The organism is Neoroseomonas soli, from assembly GCF_018129065.1.
Classification (GTDB): domain Bacteria; phylum Pseudomonadota; class Alphaproteobacteria; order Acetobacterales; family Acetobacteraceae; genus Neoroseomonas; species Neoroseomonas soli.
Genome location: NZ_JAAEDM010000035.1, coordinates 1 through 24,870 on the forward strand (window position 1 = coordinate 1; position 24,870 = coordinate 24,870).

Annotated in this window: 20 protein-coding genes; 10 read left to right on the plus strand and 10 right to left on the minus strand. The window is 71.3% G+C overall.

Annotated elements, in window-relative coordinates; all coding sequences use genetic code 11:
- Positions 1-346: 346 nt before the first annotated feature.
- Together GXW76_RS13595 and GXW76_RS13600 are read left to right on the plus strand one after the other, a co-directional pair.
- Positions 347-1,717 (plus strand): dicarboxylate/amino acid:cation symporter, encoded by a 1,371-nt coding sequence (locus GXW76_RS13595; RefSeq protein ID WP_211862625.1) that lies wholly within the window; start codon positions 347-349, stop codon positions 1,715-1,717.
- A gap of 26 nt (positions 1,718-1,743) precedes the next feature.
- On the plus strand, positions 1,744-2,715 hold the full coding sequence (locus GXW76_RS13600; RefSeq protein ID WP_211862626.1) for a TAXI family TRAP transporter solute-binding subunit: 972 nt from the start codon (positions 1,744-1,746) through the stop codon (positions 2,713-2,715).
- 12 nt (positions 2,716-2,727) lie between these two features.
- On the opposite strand, the gene GXW76_RS13605 is transcribed toward GXW76_RS13600, so the two are convergent.
- The 3 genes from GXW76_RS13605 to trxB all read right to left on the minus strand — a co-directional run bounded on the left by GXW76_RS13605 (position 2,728) and on the right by trxB (position 5,459).
- Positions 2,728-3,291 (minus strand): DNA-3-methyladenine glycosylase I, encoded by a 564-nt coding sequence (locus GXW76_RS13605; RefSeq protein ID WP_211862627.1) that lies wholly within the window; start codon positions 3,289-3,291, stop codon positions 2,728-2,730.
- A 300-nt stretch (positions 3,292-3,591) separates the two neighbouring features.
- Positions 3,592-4,485, minus strand: coding sequence for a LysR family transcriptional regulator (locus GXW76_RS13610; RefSeq protein ID WP_211862628.1), 894 nt, complete (start codon positions 4,483-4,485; stop codon positions 3,592-3,594).
- Complete coding sequence (gene trxB, locus GXW76_RS13615) at positions 4,485-5,459, minus strand: thioredoxin-disulfide reductase (protein WP_338150959.1); 975 nt, start codon at positions 5,457-5,459, stop codon at positions 4,485-4,487. The genes GXW76_RS13610 and trxB overlap by 1 nt, the downstream gene beginning before the upstream one ends.
- A gap of 145 nt (positions 5,460-5,604) precedes the next feature.
- Here trxB and GXW76_RS13620 point away from each other — a divergent pair, with 145 nt between their 5' ends.
- Both GXW76_RS13620 and GXW76_RS13625 read left to right on the plus strand, forming a co-directional pair.
- Positions 5,605-6,084 (plus strand): Lrp/AsnC family transcriptional regulator, encoded by a 480-nt coding sequence (locus GXW76_RS13620; protein ID WP_211862630.1) that lies wholly within the window; start codon positions 5,605-5,607, stop codon positions 6,082-6,084.
- Entirely contained in the window at positions 6,081-7,871 is a 1,791-nt protein-coding gene (locus tag GXW76_RS13625; protein ID WP_211862631.1) for a DUF6311 domain-containing protein, read from the plus strand. Before GXW76_RS13620 ends, GXW76_RS13625 begins: the two co-directional genes overlap by 4 nt.
- A 77-nt stretch (positions 7,872-7,948) precedes the next feature.
- Here the strand turns inward: GXW76_RS13625 and GXW76_RS13630 are convergent, their stop codons facing one another.
- Complete coding sequence (locus GXW76_RS13630; RefSeq protein ID WP_211862632.1) at positions 7,949-9,031, minus strand: malate/lactate/ureidoglycolate dehydrogenase; 1,083 nt, start codon at positions 9,029-9,031, stop codon at positions 7,949-7,951.
- Complete coding sequence (locus tag GXW76_RS13635) at positions 9,028-10,002, minus strand: tripartite tricarboxylate transporter substrate binding protein (protein WP_211862633.1); 975 nt, start codon at positions 10,000-10,002, stop codon at positions 9,028-9,030. Before GXW76_RS13635 ends, GXW76_RS13630 begins: the two co-directional genes overlap by 4 nt.
- 241 nt (positions 10,003-10,243) lie before the next feature.
- On the opposite strand from GXW76_RS13635, the gene GXW76_RS13640 reads away from it, so the two are divergent.
- The 5 genes from GXW76_RS13640 to GXW76_RS13660 all read left to right on the plus strand — a co-directional run bounded on the left by GXW76_RS13640 (position 10,244) and on the right by GXW76_RS13660 (position 15,606).
- Complete coding sequence (locus GXW76_RS13640) at positions 10,244-11,476, plus strand: patatin-like phospholipase family protein (protein ID WP_211862634.1); 1,233 nt, start codon at positions 10,244-10,246, stop codon at positions 11,474-11,476.
- A gap of 74 nt (positions 11,477-11,550) precedes the next feature.
- A complete protein-coding gene (locus GXW76_RS13645) occupies positions 11,551-12,738 on the plus strand; it encodes a patatin-like phospholipase family protein (RefSeq protein WP_211862635.1) in 1,188 nt (395 codons plus the stop codon).
- A gap of 114 nt (positions 12,739-12,852) precedes the next feature.
- Positions 12,853-13,365 (plus strand): glycosyl hydrolase 108 family protein, encoded by a 513-nt coding sequence (locus tag GXW76_RS13650; RefSeq protein WP_211862636.1) that lies wholly within the window; start codon positions 12,853-12,855, stop codon positions 13,363-13,365.
- Between the two features lie 65 nt (positions 13,366-13,430).
- Positions 13,431-14,597, plus strand: coding sequence for a fumarylacetoacetate hydrolase family protein (locus tag GXW76_RS13655; RefSeq protein ID WP_211862637.1), 1,167 nt, complete (start codon positions 13,431-13,433; stop codon positions 14,595-14,597).
- A 226-nt stretch (positions 14,598-14,823) separates the two neighbouring features.
- Positions 14,824-15,606 carry an alpha/beta hydrolase gene (locus GXW76_RS13660; RefSeq protein ID WP_408904355.1) on the plus strand — a complete coding sequence of 261 codons (783 nt, stop codon included), beginning with the start codon at positions 14,824-14,826 and terminating at the stop codon, positions 15,604-15,606.
- Here the strand turns inward: GXW76_RS13660 and GXW76_RS13665 are convergent.
- Positions 15,559-16,434 carry a Rossmann-fold NAD(P)-binding domain-containing protein gene (locus tag GXW76_RS13665; protein WP_211862662.1) on the minus strand — a complete coding sequence of 292 codons (876 nt, stop codon included), beginning with the start codon at positions 16,432-16,434 and terminating at the stop codon, positions 15,559-15,561. The two genes, GXW76_RS13660 and GXW76_RS13665, sit on opposite strands and share 48 nt — an antisense overlap.
- Positions 16,435-16,491: 57 nt before the next feature.
- On the opposite strand from GXW76_RS13665, the gene GXW76_RS13670 reads away from it, so the two are divergent.
- Positions 16,492-17,304 (plus strand): hypothetical protein, encoded by an 813-nt coding sequence (locus GXW76_RS13670; protein WP_211862638.1) that lies wholly within the window; start codon positions 16,492-16,494, stop codon positions 17,302-17,304.
- Between the two features lie 5 nt (positions 17,305-17,309).
- On the opposite strand, the gene fzlA is transcribed toward GXW76_RS13670, so the two are convergent.
- The 4 genes from fzlA to GXW76_RS13690 form a co-directional block, all read right to left on the minus strand.
- Entirely contained in the window at positions 17,310-17,978 is a 669-nt protein-coding gene (gene fzlA, locus GXW76_RS13675; protein ID WP_211862639.1) for an FtsZ-binding protein FzlA, read from the minus strand.
- Positions 17,979-18,060: 82 nt separating this feature from the next.
- A complete protein-coding gene (locus tag GXW76_RS13680; protein WP_211862640.1) occupies positions 18,061-18,570 on the minus strand; it encodes a hypothetical protein in 510 nt (169 codons plus the stop codon).
- 209 nt (positions 18,571-18,779) lie between these two features.
- On the minus strand, positions 18,780-23,318 hold the full coding sequence (gene gltB / locus GXW76_RS13685) for a glutamate synthase large subunit (protein WP_211862641.1): 4,539 nt from the start codon (positions 23,316-23,318) through the stop codon (positions 18,780-18,782).
- Between the two features lie 5 nt (positions 23,319-23,323).
- Positions 23,324-24,763, minus strand: coding sequence for an NAD(P)-dependent oxidoreductase (locus tag GXW76_RS13690; protein WP_211862642.1), 1,440 nt, complete (start codon positions 24,761-24,763; stop codon positions 23,324-23,326).
- Positions 24,764-24,870: the final 107 nt, after the last annotated feature.

Sequence of the window (24,870 nt, forward strand, 5' to 3'; positions counted from 1 at the left end):
GCGAGGGCGGCACGACGGCCGCGCAGGCCCGGCCGGCGGTTGGCGGGTTCCATGCGTCTCCTCCCTGCGGTCCCGTCCCTGGTGGCGGGTTCCCGGCGCATGGCACGGCGTCGCGGGGGCCGGCGTCAAGGCAAGTCTGCGGTGGCGGAACGGGGGCCATGCACGTGGCGCTTCCGTAACGGGGTCGATCCGTGCTGCGCTGTGCCCCGAGGGAGGAACGCCGCGGATCCGCGGACGTCGTTCCAGGATGGGCGCGCCGTGGCGGGCCCGCGGCGCCGCCCGTCCATGCGGCCGCGCGTCCGCCTTGCCGGGGCGGTTCCCGCGGCCGAAGCAGGAGCCGCGCGCCATGGCGCATGCGTTCGCAGCGACCGCCTCACGGGCCCATCATCCCTGGTGGCGGCACCTTTATGCCCAGGTGCTGGCGGCGATCGTGGTGGGGGTCGTGCTCGGGCATTTCTGGCCCGACATCGCCGTGCAGATGAAGCCCTTCGGGGATGGCTTCATCAAGCTCATCAAGATGCTGATCGCGCCGATCATCTTCTGCACCGTCGTGCACGGCATCGCCAGCATGGAGGACATGAAGAAGGTCGGGCGCGTCGGGGTGAAGGCGCTGATCTACTTCGAGGTGATGACGACGATCGCCCTCGTCATCGGCCTGCTCGTGGTCAACCTGTGGAAGCCTGGCGTGGGGATGAACGTCGATCCCGCCGCGCTCGACACCCGCGCCATCGCCACCTACACGGCGCGCGCGGCGCAGCAGTCCACCGTCGATTTCCTGATGCACATCATCCCCGCGACCGTGGTCGGCGCCTTCGCCGAGGGCGAGATCCTGCAGGTTCTGCTCATCGCCGTGCTCTTCGCCTTCGGCCTGCAGGCGCTGGGCGAGCCGGCGAAGCCGCTGCTGCATGTCATCGACATGGTGGCGCACGTCTTCTTCCGGATCGTGGGCTACATCATGAAGGTGGCCTGGCTCGGCGCCTTCGGAGCCATGGCCTTCACCATCGGGCGCTACGGCATCGGCACGCTGCTGCAGCTCGGTTCGCTGATGGCGGGGTTCTACGTCACCTGCCTGCTCTTCGTGCTGGGTGTGCTCGGCATCGTCTCCGCGCTCTGCGGCTTCTCGATCTTCCGCTTCATCGCCTACATCAAGGAGGAGCTGCTGATCGTGCTCGGCACCAGTTCGTCCGAGACGGTTCTGCCGCGGATGCTGGCGAAGATGGAGAACCTCGGCTGCGAGAAGTCGGTGGTCGGGCTGGTGATCCCGACGGGGTATTCCTTCAACCTCGACGGCACCTGCATCTACCTGACCATGGCGGCGATCTTCCTCGCGCAGGCGACGAACACGCCGCTCTCGCTCGGGCAGGAACTCGGGCTGATCGGCATCCTACTGCTGACGTCCAAGGGCGCGGCGGGCGTCACCGGGTCGGGCTTCATCGTGCTGGCGGCGACGCTTGCCTCCCTCGGCACGGTGCCGGTGGCGAGCATCGCGCTGATCCTCGGCGTCGATCGCTTCATGTCGGAGGCGCGGGCGCTGACCAACCTGGTTGGCAACGGCGTCGCCACCGTGGTGGTGGCGAAGTGGGAAGGCGCGCTCGACGTCGCGCGCATGCGCCGCGTGCTGGCCAATGAATCCGAGGCCGAGGCCGACAGCCCCGAGGAAGTGCTCGTCGCCGACGAGATCGCCGGGGAGGCGGCCGGCGCGCCGGTCGGACGCTGAGCGCCGTGGTCATGCAGGAGGCGGCGATGACGCGGCGAAGGGCCCTGATCGCGGCCGGCATCGCGGCGGCCCTGCCGGTCGCCCGCGCCCGCGCGGCCGAGCCGGACTGGCCGGATGCGCTGCTGCTCGCCACCGCCTCGGCGGGTGGGACCTATTACGCCTATGGGTTGGGCCTGGCGCGGGTGCTGACGCGGGACCTCGGCATCGCGGTGCGCGTGCGGGAAACCACGGGGCCGAACGAGAACCTGCTGCTGCTCGAGCGCGGCGAGGTGCGCCTCGCCTTCGTGACGACCGGGGCGGCGGCCCAGGCCTGGGCCGGGGCGGCGCCCTGGACCGGGGGGCGGCCGCTGCGCGCGGCGCGGGCGCTCTTCGCCATGTACGACACGCCCTTCCACTTCGTCGTGCGCCGCGACGCGACGGCGCGGCGCATCGGGGACCTGGCAGGCGCACGGGTCGGCATGGGCCCCGAGGGCGGCACCGGGGCGGAGTACGAGCCGCGGCTGCTCGCCGACCTCGGCGTCGAGGTGCGGCCCGTCTTCGGCAGTTGGGAAGACCTCGCCGCACGCTTCCGCGCCGGGGAGATCGATGCCATCGCGGTCGCGGCCGGTGCCCCCTTCCCGGCCATCGCGGGGCTCGAGGCGCAGCGCGCCATCCGCTACCTGACGCTGTCGCGGGCGGAAGTGGCGCGGGCGCGGCTGGCAGCGCCGGAGCTCGGCGCCTCGGTGATCCCGGCCGGGACTTATCCCTCGCTGATGGCGGACTACGAGACGGTCGGCCTCTACAACCTCGCGGTGGCGCATGAACGGATGCCGCAGTCGCTCGCCTTCGAGATCGTGAGGGCGGTCTTCGATTCGCACGCCGAGATGATGGAGGCGCATCCGGCGGCGGCGGCGACGGTGCCGGGCAATTTCGTGCGCAATGCCGTGCTGCCCTGGCACCCGGGGGCACTGCGGTACTATGCGAGCCGGGGCGGGACCGGGGTGTTGCGGGGGGATTGACGCCGGCGCGCGTCAGCCATCCTGGGCGTCGCGGCGGAAGCAGCCGGTGGTGTGGTCGTTCACGATGCCGACCGCCTGCATCCAGGCATGGACGATGGTCGGGCCGACGAACTTGAAGCCGCGGCGCTTCAGTTCCTTCGAGGCGCGCTCGGAAAGCTCCGTCGCCGCCAGCAGCTTCTGCCCGTCGCCCCTCACCACCTTGCCGCCGGTGAAGGACCAGCAGAACGCGGCGAAGCTCTCGCCGCGGTCCTCCATCTCGCACCAGATGCGCGCGCCCTGGATGGTCGCCTCGATCTTGGCGCGGGAGCGGATGATGCCCTCGTCGGCCAGCAGGCGGGCGATGTCGGCTTCCCCGAAGAGCGCGACCTGGGGCGGGTCGAAGCCGGCGAAGGCGCGGCGGAAGGCCTCCCGCTTGCGCAGGACGGTGATCCAGGACAGCCCCGCCTGGAAGCCTTCCAGCATCAGCATTTCCCACAGGGCGCGGGAATCGCTCAGGGGCACACCCCATTCGGCGTCGTGGTAGGCCTGCATCAAGGGGTCGTCCCCGGCCCAGGCGCAGCGATGGGGGTCGGGCATGGCGCGGCTCCGTGTCGTGGGTCGCCAGCATCGACCGCGTGGGCAGCCGCGCAAAGGCCGCCCGGCCGGCGCAGTCGGTCAAAAAGAAAGGCCCGGCAGCCACGAAGGCGCCGGGCCAAGTCAACAGGGAGGCTTCACGTCTGGGAGACGAGGGATCCTGAGGACCCCATCCGAGCTAGTCATCGGATGTCCGTACAATACCCATGAATTCGGCATGCAGGAGCCTCGATAACCACCACTCCGATATGCAGATACCGCATGGCTTCTTCTCACGCCCGCGTGAGGCGCGGACGCATGCCCTCACTGACCCACCGCCGCCAGTTCCGCCATCAGGAAGTCGCGGAACACCGAAACCCGCTTCGAGTGCCGCATCTCCTCGGGATAGACGAAGTACGCTTCGATCCGCGGCGCCTTCACCCCGGGCAGCACCTGCACCAGGTCGTCGATGTCGGTGCTGATGTAGTCGGGCAGCGCCGCGAGGCCGAGCCCGCTGCGCACCGCCTCCATCATCCCCGGCAGGGAGTTGATCTCGATCGCGGCCCGGCGCGGCGTGCCGGCACGGCGCCCGGCCTCGGCCAGCCAGTTGATGTTGTCGATCGGCGGGCGGTAGTCGCCGTAGACGATCAGCCGGTGGGCATCGAGGTCCTCGACCCGCTGCGGGATGCCCGCCGCCTTGAGATAGGCGGGGGAACCGCAGACCTTCCAGCCGAAGGTCGCGATGTGGCGCTGGATGAGGTCCGGCTGCCGCGGCGGGTGCATGCGGATGGCGACGTCGGCCTCCCGCATCGCGAGGTCGAGGTCGGAATCGTCCAGCAGCAGCGTGACGCTGATCTCGGGATGCAGGTCGATCATCCGGCGCAGCCGCGGCGCCAGCCAGGCGCTGCCGAAGCCGGTGGTCGTCGTCACCTTGATCCGCCCGGCCGGGCGTTCCCGGCTCTCGGTCAGCAGCGCCTCGGTCATCGCGAGCTTGGCGAAGACCTCCCGCACGGTGCGGTTCAGCGTCTCGCCCTGCTCGGTCAGGATCAGGCCACGGGCGTGGCGGTGGAAAAGGGGCACGGTGAGTGCCTCCTCCAGCGCCTGGATCTGGCGGGAAACCGCCGATTGGCTGAGGTTCAGCGTCTCCCCCGCATGGGTGAAGGAACCTGCCTCGGCGACCGCGTGGAAGACGCGGAGCTTGTCCCAGTCGATCGGCATCAGGCGGCCACTTGCTCGGTTTCGGCGTCGGCGGAGTCGAGGAATTTCTCGGCCTCCAGCGCCGCCATGCAGCCGGTGCCGGCGGCGGTCACCGCCTGGCGGTAGATCTTGTCCTGCACGTCGCCCGCGGCGAAGACGCCGGGGACGGAGGTGCGGGCGGTGCCGGGCACGGTCAGGATGTAGCCCTCCGCGTCCATCTCCACCTGGCCCTTGAACAGTTCGGTCGCCGGCGCGTGGCCGATGGCGACGAAGACGCCGTCCACCTTCAGTTCGCTGCGTTCCCCGGTGCGCGCATTGCGCAGCGCGAGGCCACGCGCGACGGGCACGCGACCGGAGGCGTCGGACAGGACGGCCTCCGTCACCGTGTCCCACAGCACGGTGATGTTCGGCTTCGCGAAGAGGCGCTGCTGCAGGATCTTCTCGCTGCGCAGGGAATCGCGCCGGTGGACCAGCGTGACGTGGCGGGCGAGGTTGGCGAGGTAGAGCGCCTCCTCCGTCGCCGAATTGCCGCCGCCGATCACCGCCACGTCCTTGCCGCGGTAGAAGAAGCCGTCGCAGGTGGCGCAGGCGGAAACGCCGAAGCCGCCGAGTTCCTTCTCCCCCGGGATGCCGAGCCATTTCGCCTGCGCGCCGGTGGCGATGACGATCGCGTCCGCCTCGTAGGAATCGCCCGAATCGCCGGTGGCGCGGAAGGGCCGGCGCGAGAGGTCGGCCGCGGTGATGATGTCGTACACCACCTTCGCGCCGACATGCTCGGCCTGCTTCTGCATCTGCTCCATCAGCCAGGGGCCCTGGATGGTCTCGGCGAAGCCGGGGTAGTTCTCGACGTCGGTGGTGATGGTCAGCTGCCCACCCGGCTGCAGCCCGGCGACCACCATGGGCTCCAGCCCCGCGCGGGCGGCATAGATCGCCGCCGTGTACCCCGCCGGGCCGGCGCCGATGATAAGAAGGCGAGTGCGGTGCGTCTCGGCCACGAGGCGGGTCCCATTCCTGTTGCGCTGCGTCCGATATCGGTCAGCCCCGCGCGTGTCGCAACCCTGGTGCCTTGATGTTGCGGGCACGTGCAATGATATTGCGCCAGACCATTCACTCGAGCAACGAAACAAGCGATTTCCGTACATGCCCCGCGAACACGACGACCCCGGACTCGATTCGGTCGACCGGCACATCCTGGCTGAATTGCAGGCCGATGGCCGGATGACGAATGTCGAGCTGGCCCGGCGGGTGAACCTTTCCGCCCCGCCCTGCCTGCGCCGCGTCCGGCGGCTGGAGGAAGGCGGCATCATCCGCGGCTACCACGCCGACATCGACCCGGTGGCGCTGGGCTGGGAGATCACCTTCTTCGCCCTGGTCGGCCTCGAATCCCAGAAGCAGGCGGTGCTGGACGCCTTCGAACACCTCGCCACCTCCTGGCCCGAGGTGCGCGAGTGCCACATGATCCGCGGCGGCGGCGACTTCCTGCTGCGGCTGGTCGCGCGCGACACCGCGCATGAGAACGAGTTGACCGGCCGGCTGACCGGGGCGCCTTCGGTCATGCGCGTGCAGACGCTGCAGACCATCCGCACGGCGAAGGACGCGGCAGGCGTTCCGATCACGTGAGCGCATCGCAGGTCCGGCCCGCCGAGGCGCGGCAGGCGCGCGCCGCCGCGACACCCCGGTGGGAGGTCCTGGCCGCCCTGCTCGCCGGGGCCGCCTGCTTCGCCGTCATCCTCGGGCCGGGGGTGCTCGACCCGCGCAACATCGCCTGGATGCAGGAGCGGGACGCGGCCACCTACTACCTCGGCTGGTCGTTCTTTCGCGGCTCGCCCTGGACCTGGCCGCCGGCCGGGAACCCGGCCTACGGGCTCGAGATCGCCTCGACGATCTTCTTCGTGGACGCCGTCCCACTCGTCGCCCTGCTGCTGAAGGCGACCATCGCGCCGGCCACCGGACCCTGGCAGTACCATGGCGCCTGGCTGCTCACCTGCTTCGTGCTCCAGGCGCATTTCGCGCATCGGCTGGCCGGGCTGTACTTGGCGGACCCGGTGGCGAGGCTGCTGGTGGCGGCGCTCGCCTGCTTCTCGCCGGTGCTGCTCTGGCGGCTTTCCGGACCGCACGCGCTGACGGGCCATTATGCGCTGTTCGGCCAATGGGTGCTGCTGTGGGCGGCGTGGCTGTGCCTGCGCCCACCGGGCCGACGGCAGGGGGCGGCCTGGCTGCTCCTCGGCGTGGTGGCGGCGCTGGTGAACGCCTACCTGCTGGCGATGGGCCTGGCGCTCTGGCTCGCGGACATCGCGCGGCGGCGGATCCTCGGGCAGGGCGCGGCGGCCCTTGCCCTCGAGGCATCGGCGATGGTGGCGGTGGTCGCCGGCGCGCTGTGGCTCGGCGGCTTCCGGCCCATGGCGGGCGGCGGCCTCACGGACTTCGGCTTCGGCCTGTTCCGCGCCAACCTCCTCACGCTGCTCGACCCGCAATCGGCCTGGTCCTTCGTCATCCCGGGCAAACCGCGCGGGGCCGGGGACTACGAGGGCTTCGGGTATATCGGCACCGGCGGCGTCGCACTGCTCGTCGCGGCGCTGTGGGTCGTGCGGAAGGAGCAGCGCCCGCCGATCCCCGCGCCCTACCGGCCCTTCCTTGCGGCGGTCCTGGCGCTGGCGGTGTTTTCGCTGTCGAACCAGATCGCGCTCGGCAGCCTCGTCCTCGTCACCATCCCGCTGCCGGAGGCGCTGGAACGCTGGGTGGCGATGTTTCGCTCCTCGGGGCGCATGATCTGGCCGCTGTCCTATCTGGTGGTGTTCGGCGCCGCCATCATCCTGTGCCGCCGCCTTGGGCGCGGCCGGGGGCGGGTGGCGCTCGCCGTGGCGCTCCTGTTGCAGGCCGGGGACGGCGCGGCCGGCTGGCTGCCCATCGCGCGCGAGGCCCGCGTCGCGGGCAGCGCCTGGAACTCGCCCCTGCGGGACGGGTTCTGGGACGAGGCGGCGCGGCGCCATGCGCGCATCCGCTACCTGCCGACCGCCAATGTCACGCCGCATTGGCAAGCGCTCGCCCACCTCGCGCTCAGGCACGGCATCCCGACGGATACGATCTACCTCGCCCGCGTGGACGCCGATGCGCTCGCCCGGTCGCGCGAGCGAGGCATGGCGGCACTGCGGACCGGCGTGTTCGAGGCCGGCACGCTCTATGCCATCCATGAAAGCCTGACCTGCATGGCCGCCGCGGTCATCGACCCGGCGCAGGACCTGCTGATGCGGCTGGACGGCGTCGACGTGCTGGCGCCCGGCTGGCTGACGACGGGCACCGTGCCGGCCGCCGGGCAGGTGATCCATGCGGCGGGGCGCACCGGTCCGGGGCTGGTCTGCGCGCCGGATGCGAGCGGGCGGATGATGCCCGGTGCGCCCGGCGGGTAGCGCGGATCCCGATCAGAGGAACCGCCTGATCGGGTGAAGTTGCCCGCAAGGACGCAAGGGGATGCGGCGGCGCGCGGTCAGCGCGCCTCCGGGATATCCGCGATGCCGAGGCTCCGCGCCGCCGCCACCAGGTTGCCCCAGGTGGTCGCATCGACCGGGATGCCCTCGGCCAGCCGCTTCGCCTTGGTGATCCGTTCCTTCTCGCCCGCCACCAGCACCGGGTTCTCCGGGTCGGCGGGCGGGGAGGCCTTCACGTCGTCGATCACCGCCGCGAGTTCCTGTCGGAACCCATCGAGATCCCCGAAGCGCGCCGGATCGAGCACGAAGGCGAGCCAGGAATTGACGATGCCGCGGTTGCGCTGGTCCGGCCGCCAGGCGGTCGCGCCGCCGAGCAGCGCGCCGGCCAGCACCTCGCACACCAGCGCGAGCCCGTAGCCCTTGTGCGCCCCGAAGGAGAGCAGCGCACCGCGCGGTCCCTCCCGGTAGAGCACGCCGGGATCGGTGGTCGGCTGGCCGCGATGGTCCACCAGCGCGCCCTCCGGCACCGGCCGCCCCGCGTTGAAGGCGACGCGGCACTTGCCGAGCGCGATGGCGGAGGTGGCGAAATCCAGCACCAGCGGCGCCTCCCCTGCCCTCGCCCCCGGCACGGTGATGCAGACCGGGTTGGTGGACAGCCGCGCGTCGGATCCGCCGAAGGGTGCCACCGCCGGCGGCCCGGAGACGCCGTTGACGAAGTGGACGGAGATCATCCCCGCCGCCGCCGCCTGCTCGCCATAGGTGCCGATGCGGCCGAGGTGGTGCACGTCCCGCAGCCCCATCACCGCATGGCCATGCGCGTGGGCGGCGTTGATCGCCCAGTCCATGGCGATGCGCCCGACCCGCTGGCCGTAGCCCATGCCGCCGTCGAACAGCGCGAGCGAGGCCTCCTGCCGGATCGCCTTCGGCGTCACGTTGGGGTGCAGCCTCCCCTGCCGCACGTGGTCCACGTAGCGCGGCAGCAGCATGATGCCGTGGCTGTCGTGCCCCTGGAGGTTGGCCTCCAGCAGGTGGGCGGCGACTTCCTCGGCTTCCTCCTGGGTGCTGCCGGTGGCGGCGACGACGGATCGGACCAGGTCGCGCAGCGCGCCGGCCTGGACCTTCAGTTCAGGCGCCTCGCTCACGATTCGCGCCAGGGCCGCCGCTGCCACAGGCCGCGCAGGTCGCGCTCCAGCCCCACGACGTCGCTGCGGTAGTCGTCGCCGATGCGCGGCGCGAGCGGCAGGCCGAGGCGCTCGGCCTCCTTCACGAAGTCCGCATCGGCCATGGCGGCGGCGAAGGCCGCTTCCAGTCGCGTGCGGATATCCGCCGGCAGGCCGGGCGGAGCGACGATGCCGCGCGTGGCGCCGCTGACCATGTTCTGTCCCTGCTCGCGGAAGGTCGGCACCTGCGGCGTGCCGGACCAGCGCGTCAGCGAAGCCTGGCCGAGGGAGCGGATCCGCCCCGCCTGCAGCAGCGCCAGGCTTTCGCTCATGTTGAAGGCGCCGATATCGACATGCCCGCCGACCAGGGCGGTGCCGAGCGGCGCCATGCCGTTGAAGGGCGCATGCGTCATCGGCGGCATGCCGGCGCGGTCCTCGAGCGCGATGACCAGCAGGTGGTCGTCCGAGCCGATGCCGGTGGTGCCGTAGGAGAGCTGCCCCGGCCGTGCCTTGGCCGCGGCGACGAGGTCCGCCAGCGTGCGCAGCGGCGAGTTCGCCGCGACGAAAAGCCCCCCCGGATCGTCCACCACATTGGCGATGAAGGTGAAGTCGAGCGGCCGGTAGCGCACCTGGCGCTCCATCGGATAGGTCACCAGTGCCGGCACGCTGGTCGCGGCCAGGGTGTAGCCGTCCGACGCGGCGGCGAAGGCCGCTTCCCAGCCGAGCTGCCCGCCGGCGCCGGCGCGGTTCACCACCACGAAGCGCGCACCCGACAGCCTGGCCTGCACCGCCGGCAGCACCACGCGCGCCATGGTGTCCACCCCGCCCCCCGGCGGGTAGGGGACGATGACCTCGATCGGGCGATCGCCCGGCCAGGCGGCGTGCGCGAGGCGCGGAAGGGCGAGCGTGCCGGCGGCGGCAAGCGCGCCGAGGGCGGCGCGGCGGGTGGTCATGGGCGTCCTCCGTCGTGGTCTTCTTTGCCCCGAGAGTGGACGCGCCGCCGCGCTCCGGCAACAGCCGCGCACCGTCGCCGGCATGCGTCGGGGCTGACATGGCCGTCCTCCCGCACGCGACCCCGCTGCCATGCGCATGCGATCCGCCCGGATATCGTGAATTCGCATCCAGTGCGGCGACCGTTTCCCGCCTGATCCAATCTGCTCTAAGGTCTCGGCGCCAATCGCAAGGGATTCCGGCATGCCGCATGCGCGCGCGAATGACGTCACGCGAACCGGGCGGCGCAGCTTGCTGCGCCTCGGCGCACTCGGGGCGACAGGGCTCGTCGCCGGCTGCTCGTCGCCCCAGCGCAGCCCCGCCGTGCCGCATGAACGCGAGGCGGAGGCCACCGTCCTCGGCATTCCAAACGAACGCTTCTTCTTCGGCTCCCCCACCCGCGGCATGGACGCGCTGGAGCGCGAGTTCGAGGCGGCGGCGGCGCGCCGCGTGCGCCATCTCGGCCTGCGGCGGTTCCAGGACATGGCGCGCTACGACATGCTCGGCGTCTCCGGCGGCGGGGAGAACGGGGCCTTCGGCGCCGGGCTGCTCTGCGGCTGGACCGAACAGGGCACGCGCCCGACCTTCGAACTGGTGACCGGCGTCTCGACCGGCGCGCTGACCGCGCCCTTCGCCTTCCTCGGCTCCGACTGGGACGCGCCGCTCAAGAGCGTCTACACCGACATCACGCCGGCCCAGGTGCTGGAAAGCCGCGGCATCCTGGGCGCGGTGTTCAACGACGCGATGGCGGACAACGCGCCGCTCTTCGAGACCATCTCCCGCCACCTGGACGAGCGCATGCGCGCGGCCATCGCGCAGGCCTACCAGGAGGGGCGGCTGCTGCTTGTGGCCTCGACCAACCTCGACGCCCAGATGCCGGTGATCTGGAACATCGGCGCCATCGCGGCGAGCGGGCATCCCGGTGCGCTCGACCTGGTGCGGCGGCTGCTGCTCGCCTCCGCCGCCATCCCCGGCGCCTTCCCGCCGGTGATGATCGACGTCACCGTCGATGGCCAACCGCACCAGGAGATGCACGTGGACGGCGGCGCCTACGCGCAGGTCTTCCTCTATCCGCGCCAGCTCGGCGAGGCGCGGCGCCAGCGCGCGGCGCGCGGCATCCGCACCGTTCCGGCCAGCGCCTACGTGATCCGCAACGGCAGGCTCGACCCGGAATGGGCCTCGGTGGACCGGCGCACCCTGCCGATCGCGGGCCGCGCCATCTCCACCATGATCGCGGCGAGCGGCCTCAACGACGTGGTCCGCATCTGGAACAACACGCAGCGCGACGGGGTGGACTACAACCTCGCCTTCATCGGGCGGGACTTCACCGGCACCTACACGGAACCCTTCGAGCAGGCCTACATGCGCCAGCTCTTCGACTACGGGTTCCAGCGCGCGCGGCGCGGCTACGACTGGACGAAGCAGCCGCCGATCTGACCGCGGGGGCCCTTCCTGTCCGGCGCATTGCCGCGATAGGCTCCCCGGATGGAGGATGCGTGGCGGGCGCGGCGGTGACAGGGCGCCGGGGGATCGTCCTCGGCGCGGGGGCGATGCTGGCGGGTTGCGGCCTGTTGCCGCGCGGCTCGCCGGTGCCGGTGCGCGATATCCGCGACGCCACGGTGCTCGGCCTGCACAACGAGCGCTTCTGCGTGGCCGACCACATCGATCTGCCGCGCATGATCGAGGAATTCAACGAAGCCGGGCGCCGCCAGCGCCGGTTTCTGGGCCTCGGCCCGCGGGAACCCCTGCCGGACGGCTCGATCATCGCCTTCTCGGGCGGGGGCGAGAACGGTGCCTTCGGCGCCGGCCTCGCCTGCGGGTGGACCGCCCGCGGCAACCGGCCCCGCTTCAATGTCGTGACCGGCATCTCGACCGGCGCCCTGACCGCGCCGCTGGTCTTCGCCGGGCCGCACCGCGACGATGATCTGCGCGCCGCCTACACCGCGATCGCCCCCTCCGACATCCTCGAACGCCATGGCTGGCTCGCCCTGCTGAGCGAGGATTCGCTGGCCGACAGCGCGCCGCTCGCGCACATCATCGCGCACTACATGGACGAGCGCCTGCTCGCGGAGATCGCCGAGGGCTACCGCGCCGGGCGGCAGCTCGTGATCGCCACCACCAATCTCGACGCGCAGCGGCCGGTGGCCTGGAACATCGGCGCCATCGCGGAGAGCGGGCATCCGCGCGCCCTCGCCCTCGTGCGCCAGGTGCTGCTGGCCTCCGCCTCCGTCCCCGGCCTCTTCTCGCCGGTGATGATCGACGTGACGGTGAACGGCCGCCCGCACCAGGAGATGCACGTGGACGGCGGCACCTACGCGCAGGCCTATCTCTACCCCCCCGGCCTCGGCGAGAGCCGGACGGAGCGGATCCGCGCCGGGCTGACGCCGCCGAACGTCACCGCCTATGTCGTGCGCAACGGCTGGCTGCACGGGCGCGGCGGGCCGGTGCGGCGGAGCATCCTCGCGATCACCGGGCAGGCCATCTCCACCCTGATCACCGCCGCGGGGGTGGGCGACATCTTCCGCATCCAGGCGGCGGCCGCGCGGCATGGCATCGCCTTCCGCCTCGCGCATATCGACGACGACTTCACGGAGCCGGCGGGCGAGGCCTTCGCGACGGAATTCCTCCGCGCGCTGTTCGACTACGGCTACGCCAAGGCGCGGGACGGCTATCCGTGGAAGGACGCCCTTCCGCCCTGAGGCGCCCGGCACCTTAGCCTGGCATGTCCGCACGCGGGTCCGGTGGGGTGCGGGCGCACGATGGCGGGACAGGGGCGCAAGCCTTCCTTAACCGCGGTGGCCTCATCCTGCGCCATGCCCGCCGCCCCAGACCGCTTCGCCGCCTGCGCCGCGACCGTGATGGCCGCACGCGGCGGCTTCACCCCGCATGACCCACTGTTCGGCGGCCCGGCCGCGCACGGGATCGGGCTCGGCCTGCTCTCCGTCTGGATCGGCGGGCCTGCCGATGCCGCCGCGCTGCGCGGGCTGGACCGGGAAACCGCGGCGCGCATCCTGCGCCAGATGGTCTGGGCGCCGCTCGGCGCCGACGCCTTGCGGCCGGGGCCGGATCTCGCGCTCTTCGCCTATGCGGTGGAGGCGGGGACGATGCAGGCGCTCGCCGACCTGCAGGAGGAACTGGACGTCGACCGCAGCGGCGCGCCGGATGCGGCGACACTGGCCGCGGCCGGCACGCGCGATCCTGCCGCCCTCGCCCGCGCCATCGCCGCGCGCCACGCCATCTGGCGGGCACGCCAGGGCCTCGCCCCGCCTCGCCGGACGGCCCGACCGCCCACCTCGCCGCGCAAGGCGCTGCTGCCGGCCTGCTGACCCCCCCTTGGCAGCATCGGCCCGCACCGTCAGCCTGTCCGGTCGAACGGTGGAGATACACGAGCATGCGCCTGGACCGAACCTGCCTGCCGCCCGACATGGCGGCCGGCACCTTCGCGGCGCGCGTCATGACGGCCGAAGGGCCGCTCATCATCGGCATGATCGGCGGCGCGGCCTTCGACATGACGCCGGCCTTCGGCACCATGTCGCGCTGGATGGAGGAGGAGACCCCCGCCGCCGCCATCCGCAGGACCGGCGCGCCGCTGGCGTTCGACCTCGATGCGCTGCTGGCCAATTCGGCGCACGACGCGCGCGATCCCGCGAAGCCCTGGCTGCTCGCGCCGATCGACCTGCAGGCGGTGAAGGCCGCCGGCGTGACCTATGTGCGCTCGATGCTGGAGCGCGTGATCGAGGAACGCTGCCGCGGCGACGCCTCGGCCGCCGCATCCGTGCGGCTCGAGGTGCGCGGGATCATCGGCGACGACCTCGCCAACCTGGTGCCCGGCAGCGCGGAGGCGATGAAGGTCAAGGCGGCGCTGGTCGCCAAGGGCTGGTGGAGCCAGTACCTCGAGGTCGGCATCGGGCCGGATGCGGAGATCTTCACCAAGTGCCAGCCCATGGCCGCGGTCGGCACGGGATCGAAGGTCGGCGTGCATCCCACCTCGCAATGGTCGAACCCGGAGCCGGAGGCGGTGCTCGTGGTGAACAGCCGCGGCCGCATCCAGGGGGCGACGCTCGGCAACGACGTGAACCTGCGCGACGTGGAAGGACGCAGCGCGCTGCTGCTCGGGCGCGCGAAGGACAACAACGCCTCGGCGGCGATCGGCCCGGCGATCCGGCTGTTCGACGAGGGGTTCACGCTGGAGGACGTGCGGCGCGCCGAGATCGCGCTGAGCATCAGCGGGCGGGACGGCTTCACGCTGGACGAGCGCGGCGCGGTCGGCGCGATCAGCCGCGACCCGGCCGAACTGGCGGCGCAGATGATTTGCGCGCACCACCAGTATCCGGACGGGGCGGTGCTGTTCCTCGGCACGCCCTTCTCTCCCTCCAAGGACCGCGGCGCGCCGGGGATGGGATTCACGCACAGGGAGGGCGACATCGTGCGCGTCTCGAGTCCACGACTGGGGGCGCTGATGAACGAGGTGGACCGGACCGACGAATGCCCGCCCTGGACCTTCGGGACAGGGGCGCTCTTCGCGTCGCTGGTGCGGCGCGGGCTGCCGCGGCCGTGAGGGGCGCGACGATTCCCGGAGGGGCGCCGCCCCTCCGGACCACCCCGCCGAGGGCCGAAAGGCCCTCGGAACCCATGAGATTCATCGGGCAGCGGCATGGCGCGTCCGTGACGACGGGTGCCGCCGTGGAGCCCGTGCCCGATCAAGTCCCGGTTTCCAAAGGCCTTTCGGCCTTTGGCGGGAGGGGTCCGGGGAGGGCAGAACCCTCCCTGGGCACGCCCACCCCATGATGGAGCAGCACGGTACGATCGACCGCGGCGACGGCGTCCGCCTCGCCTGGCGTCGCATACCCGGCCGCGGCCCCGGCGTGGTCTTCCTGGGCGGCTTCTTCAGCGACATGACCGGCACCAAGGCGGAATTCCTCGCCGGCTGGTGCGAGGCGCGCAGCGTGCCCTTCCTGCGCTTCGACTATTCCGGCCACGGCACCTCGCAGGGCCGCTTCGAGGACGGCACCATCGGCCGCTGGGCCGAGGACGCCGCCTGCGTCATCGCGGCGCAGGCGGAAGGCCCGCAGGTCCTCGTCGGTTCCTCGATGGGCGGCTGGATCGCGCTGCTGCTGGCGCGGCGGATGCAGGCGCAGCAGTTGCAGGCGCGGCAGATGCAGGTGCGTGCGCTGGTCGGCATCGCCCCCGCACCCGACTTCACCGAGGACCTGATGTGGGCGGAATTCCCGCCCGAGGTTCGCGCCGCGATCGAGCGCGACGGCGAGTGGCGCCGCCCGAGCGAGTACGGCGCCCCCTACCCCATTACCCGCGCGCTGATCGAGGATGGGCGGCAGCACCTGCTGCTGCGCGGGCCGCTCCCGATCGAGGCACCGGTGCGCATCCTGCAAGGCCAGCAGGATCCGGACGTGCCGTGGCAGCACGCGCTGCGCATCGCCGATGCGCTGGCCGGCGGCGACGTGCGCGTGACGCTCATCAAGGACGGCGACCACCGGCTCTCGCGGCCGCAGGACCTGGCGCTACTGGGCGAGACCCTCGCGCCGCTCCTCGTCGAGGATGGCGGCTAGGCCCTCCCGGTAGGTCGGGTAGAGCCAGGCGATGCCGAGCGCGGCCTTGGTGGCCGCGTTCGCGACGCGCCGGTTCTCCGCCCAGAAGGAGAGCGCCATGGGCGACATGCGGGCGCGCGCTTCCTCGAAGGGGATGCCCGGCGGCGGGTCCATGCCGAGCAGGCGCGCGGCGTGGGCGATGACCTCGGCACTTTCCGCGGGCTCGTCATCCACCAGGTGCAGCACGCGCGGCGCGGGCCGCAGGTCCTGCGTGATGGCCGCGAGGACGGCATGGGCGATGTCGTCGCGGTGTATGCGCGAGAAGGCGTGGCCGGGCTTGAGCACGCGCCTCGCCGTGCCGGCGCGCAGATCGTCGAAGGGCGAACGGCCGGGGCCGTAGATGCCGCCCGCGCGCATCAGGTCGAGCGCGGCGCGCCCCGCGGCGAGCGCACGCCAAGCCGCCTCGGCGTCGAGGCGGCGGCGGCTGCGATGCTGTCCCGGCGCGGGGGGCGTCGCTTCCGTGACCTCCGCGCCGCCGCGATCGCCATAGACACCGGTGGTGGAGACGTAGCCGATCCAGCGCAGCGTGCCTGCCGCGAGAGCGGCCTCCAGCGCCGGGCGATGGGCGGCGATGAGCGGGTCGCCCGCTTCCCCCGGCGGTGCCGTGACGAGCAGGTGGGAGGCGCGCGCAATGGCATCGCCGGCAGCAGCGAAGGCGATGACGGCGACGCCGGCGGGTGCGACGATTCCGGCAGGCTCTCGCGCGGTGCCGGCCACCGTCCATCCGGATGCGGCCGCACGCCGCGCCGCCGCCATCCCCGCAAAGCCGAGCCCCGCCACGAGCAGCATCGTCACCTCCGACGCTCCGGTCTGGCACGGTTGCCGGGCGGGCGGTAGATTGCACGCATGTTTCCCTTCCGGATCCTGATCGCCGGCGCCGCGGTGCTGTTGCTCGCGGGCGGCGGCGCATGGTGGTTCCTCGGCGGCGAGGGGCGGGAGGACGTGCTGCCGACGCCGCCCGATCCGCCGCGGCTGACCGATGCGCCGGAATACGAGCGCTGCCTCGACATGCTAGATGACGACCCCGAGGGCGCGCGCAGCCTCGCGGAATCCTGGGGCATGGAAGGCGGCGGCGAAGGGGCCGCGCATTGCGCCGCGCTCGCCGCGCTGACGCTGGGCGAGGCGGAGCGCGCGGCCGAGGCGCTGGAACGCATCGCCTCGCGCAGCCAGGCCGGCATCGCTGCGCGCGCGGCGGTGTTCGGCCAGGCGGGGGAAGCCTGGATCGCCGCCGGCAAGCCGTTGCGCGCGCATGCGGCGCTGACGCTGGCGCTGGCGCTGGCACCGTCCGACCCCGGATTGCTGAGCGAGCGTGCGATGGCGCTGCTGGCGCTGGACCGTCCGGCGGAGGCACTGGCGGATGCCGAGCAAGCGGTGGCCGGGGACGCGGCGAACGCCTCGGCCTGGGTGCTGCGGGCCTCCGCGCTGCGCCGGCTGGAGCGCGTGGGGCCGGCAGGGGAGAGCGTGGCGGAGGCGCTTCGGCTCGAGCCCGACAATGTCGAGGCGCTGCTCGAGCGCGGCATCATCCGCCAGATCCAGGGCGAGGGCGCGGCGGCGCGGGCGGATTGGGAACGCGTGATCGAACTGGCGCCGGACGCGGCGGCGGCGGACCTCGCCGCGCAGAACATGGCGCTGATCGAAGCCGGGCCGGCGCGGCGGTAGGGCCTCTAGAAGTCCAGGTCCGCGTAGTGTTCCGGCGGCGTCACGCCGCTCACGCGGTCACCGAGCAGCGGGCGGAAGGCGGGGCGCGACTTCATGCGCGCGTACCAGTCCTTGGCCGCCTCGTTCAGCGTCCAGTCCACGTCGCCGATGTAGTCGAGCGCGGAGAGATGCGCCGCCGCCGCGAGGTCCGCGAGCGAGAGCATGGGCCCCGCGAGCCAAGGCCGCGTCTCCGCCAGCCAGCCGATGTATTCGAGGTGCGGGCGCATGTTCGCATAGCCCGCGCGGATCGCCGTGGCATCCGGGTTGCCGCGGCCCATCAGCCGCTTCATCTGCTTTTCGTACAGCAGGTTCATGCCGACCTCGGCGTGGAACTTGCCGTCGAACCAGGCGACCAGGCGGCGCACCTCGACACGTTCGGCCAGCGTGCGGCCGAGCAGCGGCGTGTCCGGATAGGCCTCGTCCAGGTATTCGCAGATCGCGCAGGAATCCGGGATCGTCAGGCCATTGTCCTCCTGCAGCACGGGCACGGTGCAGGCGGGATTCATGGCGAGGAAATCGTCCCTCCGCTCCCACACGCGCTCCACGCGCATGTCGAACGGGATGCGCTTTTCGCCGAGGGCCAGGCGCACCTTGCGGGAGAAGGGAGAGAGGGGAAGGTGGAAGAGCAACCGCACGATGCGGGGGGTTATGCCACCCACCCCCTCTGGGCGCAAAGCCTGCGGCCCGCGTCCCGGGAATTCATGGAAAGCGACGCGGTCAGATACGTCGCGCGCAGGCGAGGAAAGCCTCGGTCACCGCGCGCGTGCCGCGCAGATCGGCGGACCACGGCTCGACGCGTTCGCCGGGGAAGATGACCTGCATGCGGTAGCCGGCGGCGAAGGCCTCGACGAAATTGATGAAGTTGTTGAAGGCGCCCTGGTAGGACGCCTCGATCATCTCGGGGCTGCCGGTGCCGATGTAGTTCAGTTCGGCCCGGCGATTGTCGATGGCGATGACGATGCGGCCGCGCGCTTCCTGGCGAACGTTCCAGGATCGGTCGCCGACCTGCACGAAGCCGTGAAGCTCGCCGCGCAGGCGCTCGACCTTGATCCAGAAGTAGCGGCCGACGCGATTCGCGTCGGTCCCCATGCCGCAGAGCACGCCGCTGTCGCTCTGCGCGACATAGGCGCGCCAGCCATTGACGTTGGCGATGTCGCGCACCTGCTGCGCCGAGACCGGCGCCGCCATGGCGAGAGCGGCCGCAAGGGCCAGGGCCAGGAGACGCACGCCGAATTCCTCCTCCGCTGCGGCGGGTCAGCGGCCCGCCGCAGGGAAGATTACCTTCGCGTCACGCAAACGGAAGATGTCCGCGCGCGACGGTGTGCAGGATTTCATACGCCCGGCATCTTTGCCGGGCGTATGCGCAGGCGGGGCTGGTGGGGCGGCCGCCTGCAAAACGAACGGGATACGGGCGCGCCGGGGCGCCCGCCGCTGGGTCATTCGGCCGCGACGGCCTCGGCCTCGGCCATCGGGACGGGCAGGTACTTCAGGTATTCCTTCGGCACCACGTGCCAGAAGCGCAGCCGTTCGGTCGCCCATTCGTTCAGCAGGCGGGCGGCGAAGCGGCTGCCCGTCTCGGCCACGTGGCGGGCGATGAGGTCGCACAGCACCCCTTCCCAGTGCGGATGCGCGAGGCGCCCCCACAGCAGCGAATCGGGATTCACGCGCAGGTCGAAGGTCTCGTCGGCGTCGTAGACGAAGGCATGGCCGCCGGTGAAGCCGGCGCCGAAATTATCGCCCACGGCGCCGAGGATCACGACCGTGCCGCCGGTCATGTATTCCGCACCGTTCGCGCCGCAGCCCTCGACCACCGCGGTGGCGCCGGAATTGCGCACCGCGAAGCGTTCCCCGGCCTGGCCGGCGGCGAAGAGCTCGCCCGCCGTCGCGCCGTAGAGCACCGTGTTGCCGATGATGGTGTTCTCGTTCCACACCAGCGGCGAGGACGGCGCCGGGCGCACCACGATGGTCGCGCCCGACAGGCCCTTGCCCACGTAGTCGTTGGCGTCGCCGAAGACTTCCAGCTTCAGCCCGCGCACGCCGAAGGCGCCGAGGGACTGGCCCGCGCTGCCGCGCAGCCGGACATTGAGGTGGCCGGGCTGCAGCCCGCTCATCCCGAACTGGCGCGTGATGCGGGACGAAACCTTCGTGCCGATCGCGCGATGCGTGTTCCGGATGTTGTACTGGAGCTGCATCTTCTCGCCGTGGCGGAAGAGCGCGTCGGCGTCGCGGATCATCTCCGCGTCCAGCGTCTCCGGCACCTCGTTGCGGCCTTCCAGCGTGCAGTAGGAGGCATGCGGACCGGCATCGGCCTGCACCAGCAGCGGATTGAGGTCGAGGTCGTCGAGGTCCTCCGACCCGCGGCTGACCTGCTGGAGCAGGTCGGTGCGGCCGATAATGTCCGTCAGCTTCCGGAAGCCGAGAGAGGCGAGGATCTCGCGCACTTCCTCCGCCACGAAGGAGAAGAGATTGATCACCTTCTCCGGCGTGCCGGTGAACTTCTGGCGCAGGGCTTCGTCCTGCACGCAGACGCCCACGGGGCAGGTGTTGGAATGGCACTGGCGGACCATGATGCAGCCCATCGCCACCAGGGACGCCGTGCCGATGCCGAATTCCTCGGCGCCGAGCATCGCGGCGATCACCACGTCGCGGCCGGTCTTGATGCCGCCATCGGTGCGCAGCCTCACGCGATGGCGCAGCCGGTTCAGCAGCAGGACCTGGTGGGTTTCGGACAGGCCCATTTCCCACGGCAGGCCGGCATACTTGATGGAGGATTGCGGGGATGCCCCCGTGCCGCCGGAATGGCCGGAGACCAGGATCGCATCCGCCTTCGCCTTGGCCACGCCCGCCGCGATGGTGCCGATGCCCGAGCGGCTGACCAGCTTCACGCAGACCGTCGCATCCGGGTTGATCTGCTTGAGGTCGTAGATGAGCTGCGCCAGATCCTCGATCGAGTAGATGTCGTGGTGCGGCGGGGGCGAGATGAGTGTCACGCCCGGCGTCGAATGCCGCAGCTTCGCGATCAGGCCCGTCACCTTGAAGCCGGGAAGCTGGCCGCCTTCGCCGGGCTTGGCGCCCTGGGCGACCTTGATCTCGATCTCGCGGCAGTTGTTCAGGTATTCCGCGGTCACGCCGAAGCGGCCCGAGGCGATCTGCTTGATCGCGGAATTCGCGTTGTCGCCATTCGCCCGCGGCTTGGCGCGCGCGGGGTCCTCGCCGCCCTCGCCGCTGTCGGAACGCGCGCCGATGCGGTTCATGGCGATGGACAGCGTCTCGTGCGCCTCGGGGCTGAGGGCACCGAGGGAGATGCCGGGCGCGACGAGGCGCTTGCGGATCTCGGTGATGCTCTCGACCTCCTCGATGGCCACCGGCGCGCGGCCTTCCTTGCGGAAGTCGAGCAGGTCGCGCAGCGCCACCGGCGGCAGCTTGCGCACCGCGTCGGAATAGCGCTTGAAGGTCTGGTAGCTGTCGGTCTCCACCGCCTTCTGGAGCGTGTGGATCAGGCTGCCGTCGAAGGCATGCACCTCGCCCCGGCGGCGCAGCTTGTAGAGGCCGCCGACAGGCAGCGCGACCGCGCCCTCGGCCCAGGCCTTGGCGTGCAGCGCGAGGACGCGCCGCGCGATGCCCGACAGGCCGATGCCGGAAATGCGGGACTGGATGCCGGGGAAGAATTCCGCCACCAGCGCGCGGGAGAGGCCGATCGCCTCGAAGTTCATGCCGCCGCGGTAGCTGCTCAGGACCGAGATGCCCATCTTGGACATGATCTTGAGCAGGCCCTTGTCCACCGCCTTCTTGTAGCGGCCGACGCATTCCATCAGCGTCAGCTTGCCGAAGAGGCCGCGGCGGTGACGGTCGGCGATGCTCTCCTGCGCCAGATATGCATTGACCGTCGTCGCACCCGCGCCGATCAGCACGGCGACCGAATGCACGTCCATGCACTCCGCATCGCGCACATTGAGCGAGGTGAAGGTGCGCAGCGAATTGCGCACCAGGTGCGTGTGGACCGCGCCCACCGCGAGGACCATCGGGATCGGCGCACGTTCGGCCGACTGGTGCTCGTCGGTCATGATGACGTGGGTGCAGCCCGCCCGCACGCCTTCCTCGGCCTCGCGGCAGATGCGGTCGAGCTGGCGGCGCAGCCCGACCTCGCCTTCCTCGATCGACCAGCTGCAATCCACCACGCAGGCGGTGTCGCCCATGTAGGCGCGCATCGCGGCGAACTCGGCGTTCGACAGCACGGGGCTGTCGAGCATGAGCATGTCGCACTGCGTCGGGTCCTCGTCGAGGACGTTGCCGAGGTTCCCCAGCCGCGTCTTCAGCGTCATCACCCGCGTCTCGCGCAGGCTGTCGATGGGCGGGTTCGTCACCTGGCTGAAGGTCTGGCGGAAATAATGGTGCAGGCCGCGATACTGGCCCGAGAGCACTGCGATGGGCGTGTCGTCGCCCATCGAGCCGACCGCCTCGTTCGCGTCCTCCACCATCGGATGGAGGATCGATTCCATCTCCTCCAGCGTGTAGCCGACCGCGAGCTGGCGGCGGCGCAGGGCCTCGCCGGCGTATTCGGCCTGCTCGTCGCCGCTCGCCTTCACGATGCCGTCGATGCGCGTGGTGCGATTGACCCAGTCGCCGAAGGGCTTGCGCGCGGAGAGCGCATCCTTCAGCGCGCGGTCCTCGTAGAAGCGCGCTTCCTCGAGATCGACGCCGACGCACTGGCCGGGGCCGACGCGGCCCTTCTGGATGATGCGGTCCTCCGCCAGCTTCACCATACCGGTCTCGGAGCCGACGATCAGCAGCCCGTCATTGGTCACGGTGTAGCGCATCGGGCGCAACCCGTTGCGGTCGAGGCCGGCGATCACCCAGCGGCCGTCCGTCGCGGCAATGGCGGCCGGGCCGTCCCACGGCTCCATCACCGCGTTGCAGTACATGAAGAAGTCGCGGTGCGCCTCGGGCATCATGGCGTTGTTGCCGATGCTCTCGGGGATCAGCATCGCCTTGGCCATGGGCGCGTCGCGGCCGCCGCGCACCAGCAGCTCGAACACGTTGTCGAGCGTCGCGGTGTCGGACCCGCCGGCCTGCACGACCGGCTTGAGATCCTCCATGCAGGAATCGAGCAGCGGATGGGAGAGCCGCGTCTCGTGGCTCTTCATCCAGTTGATGTTGCCGTTGACCGTGTTGATCTCGCCGTTGTGGGCGAGCATGCGGAAGGGCTGCGCCAGCCGCCAGGTCGGGAAGGTGTTGGTGCTGTAGCGCTGGTGGTAGATCGCGAAGCGGCTGACGAAGCGATCGTCCAGCAGGTCGGGGTAGAACTCGGTCAGGGCTTCCGCGAGGAACATGCCCTTGTAGATGATCGAGCGCGCCGACAGGGAGCAGAGGTAGAGCTCCGGGATCTGCGCCGCGATCGCCTGCTTCTCGATGCGCCGGCGGGTCACGTACATGTCGCGCTCGACGGTCGCGATGTCGCGCTGCTCGGGGTCCCAGATGAGGATCTGCTCGATCTCGGGGCGCGTCGCGTTCGCCTTCTCGCCGATGCAGGCGACGTTGATCGGCACCTGGCGCCAGCCATAGATGTTGTAGCCGGACCTCAGGATCTCGGTCTCGATGATCTGGCGGCAGCGCTCCTGCGCGCCGAGGTCGGTCTTGGGCAGGAAGACCATGCCCACCGCGATGCGGCCCGGGCGCAGCCGGTCGCCGCCGCGCTCCACCACCTCGGCGAAGAAGTCCTGCGGCACCTCGACATGGATGCCGGCGCCATCGCCGGTCTTGCCGTCGGCGTCCACGGCGCCGCGGTGCCACACCGCCTTCAGCGCATCGATGCCGGCCTGCACCACCTCGCGCCGCGGCTTGCCGTCGAGGGCCGCGACCAGGCCGACGCCGCAGGCGTCATGCTCGGTCAGGTCGATATGCGCGGTGCCGGCCAGCAGGTCGCGGCCGGCGGCGTAGGACTGGACGTAGGCGGGCCCGTTCTCGTGCTGCGTCATGTCGTTCACTCCGCCGCCATGGCCGGGGCCTCGCCCCGCGCCGCGATGAATGCATGGATCTGCTCGGCCACGTCGCGGCCGTCGCGGATGCCCCAGACCACCAGGGAGGCACCGCGCACGATGTCGCCCGCGGCGAAGACGCCGGGCACCGCGGTCATCATGGTGCGGTGGTTCACCTTCAGCGTGCCCCAGCGCGTGACCGTCAGTTCCGGCTCGTTGAAGGCGGCGGGCAGGTCCTCGGGGTCGAAGCCGAGCGCCTTGATCACCAGGTCGGCGCGTAGGTTGAAATGCGCACCCGGAATGGGCTCGACCTGCTGGCGGCCGGTCGCGTCGGGAAGGCCGAGATGCATGCGCTGCGCGCGCACCCCGCTCACGCGGTCCTCGCCGAAGAAGGCCTCGGGCGCCGCGAGCCATTCGAAGCGCACGCCCTCCTCCTCGGCGTTCTTCACCTCGCGCATCGAGCCCGGCATGTTCGCCTTGTCGCGGCGATAGAGGCAGGTAACCGAGGCCGCGCCCTGGCGGACCGCGGTGCGCACGCAATCCATCGCCGTGTCGCCGCCGCCGACCACGACGACATGCCTGCCCTCGGCGTTCAGCGCGCCGCTGTCGAAATCCGGCACCTCGTCGCCAAGGCCCTTGCGGTTCGAGGCGATCAGGTAGTCGAGCGCCGGCACGACGCCACCCAGCCCGGCGCCGGGGCAGGAGATGTCGCGGGCGCGATAGACGCCGGTCGCGACCAGCACCGCGTCGTGCTTCTGGCGCAATTCGCCGAGCGTGATGTCCTGGCCGACCGTGGTGTCGAGCCGGAACCGGATGCCCCCCGCCTCGTACTGCTTCCAGCGGCGGACCACGACATCCTTCTCCAGCTTGAAGTTGGGGATGCCGTAGATCATCAGCCCGCCGGCGCGGTCGTTGCGGTCGTAGATGGTGACCTGGTAGCCCAGGATGCGAAGGCGCTCGGCCGCGGCCATGCCGGCGGGGCCGGCGCCGATGATGCCGACGCTCTCGGCGCGCTCGCGCACGGCCTTGGGCGGCTTCACCCAGCCGCGCTCCCAGGCGGTGTCCGTGATGTATTTCTCGACCGCGCCGATGGTGACGGCGTCGAAGCCCTTCTCGATGACGCAGTTGCCCTCGCAGAGGCGGTCCTGCGGGCAGACGCGGCCACAGATCTCCGGGAAGTTGTTGGTGGCGGAGGCCATCTCGTAGGCCTCCTCGAGCCGGCCTTCCGCGGTGAGCTTCAGCCAGTCGGGGATGTTGTTGTTGAGCGGGCAATGCACCTGGCAGAAGGGCACGCCGCACTGGGAACAGCGGGAGGCCTGCTGGGCCGCCGCCTCGGCCGCGAAGGGGCGGTACACCTCGCCCCAGTCGTCGCGGCGCTCGGATGCGTCGCGCTTCTCCGGCTGCCGCTGCTGCAGGCGAACGAACTGGAGCATCTTCTCGGCCATGCGAACCCCCGCGGCGGCGTCATTCCTGCCGGGGGGCGGCTTGCGGCCCTGTCGGCCGCGCGTGATCCGTCGCCGGACCCCTGGCGGCGGGTCACATACGGCACGGG

Bases quoted from the DNA above. Each gene is read 5' to 3' on its own strand.
- GXW76_RS13595 (WP_211862625.1), top strand. From the start codon at position 347: ATGGCGCATGCGTTCGCAGCGACCGCCTCACGGGCCCATCATCCCTGG.
- GXW76_RS13600 (WP_211862626.1), top strand. From the start codon at position 1,744: ATGACGCGGCGAAGGGCCCTGATCGCGGCCGGCATCGCGGCGGCCCTG.
- GXW76_RS13605 (WP_211862627.1), bottom strand. From the start codon at position 3,291: ATGCCCGACCCCCATCGCTGCGCCTGGGCCGGGGACGACCCCTTGATG.
- GXW76_RS13610 (WP_211862628.1), bottom strand. From the start codon at position 4,485: ATGCCGATCGACTGGGACAAGCTCCGCGTCTTCCACGCGGTCGCCGAG.
- GXW76_RS13620 (WP_211862630.1), top strand. From the start codon at position 5,605: ATGCCCCGCGAACACGACGACCCCGGACTCGATTCGGTCGACCGGCAC.
- GXW76_RS13635 (WP_211862633.1), bottom strand. From the start codon at position 10,002: ATGACCACCCGCCGCGCCGCCCTCGGCGCGCTTGCCGCCGCCGGCACG.
- GXW76_RS13640 (WP_211862634.1), top strand. From the start codon at position 10,244: ATGCCGCATGCGCGCGCGAATGACGTCACGCGAACCGGGCGGCGCAGC.
- GXW76_RS13650 (WP_211862636.1), top strand. From the start codon at position 12,853: ATGCCCGCCGCCCCAGACCGCTTCGCCGCCTGCGCCGCGACCGTGATG.
- GXW76_RS13655 (WP_211862637.1), top strand. From the start codon at position 13,431: ATGCGCCTGGACCGAACCTGCCTGCCGCCCGACATGGCGGCCGGCACC.
- GXW76_RS13660 (WP_408904355.1), top strand. From the start codon at position 14,824: ATGATGGAGCAGCACGGTACGATCGACCGCGGCGACGGCGTCCGCCTC.
- GXW76_RS13665 (WP_211862662.1), bottom strand. From the start codon at position 16,434: ATGCTGCTCGTGGCGGGGCTCGGCTTTGCGGGGATGGCGGCGGCGCGG.
- GXW76_RS13670 (WP_211862638.1), top strand. From the start codon at position 16,492: ATGTTTCCCTTCCGGATCCTGATCGCCGGCGCCGCGGTGCTGTTGCTC.
- gltB (WP_211862641.1), bottom strand. From the start codon at position 23,318: ATGACGCAGCACGAGAACGGGCCCGCCTACGTCCAGTCCTACGCCGCC.
- GXW76_RS13690 (WP_211862642.1), bottom strand. From the start codon at position 24,763: ATGGCCGAGAAGATGCTCCAGTTCGTTCGCCTGCAGCAGCGGCAGCCG.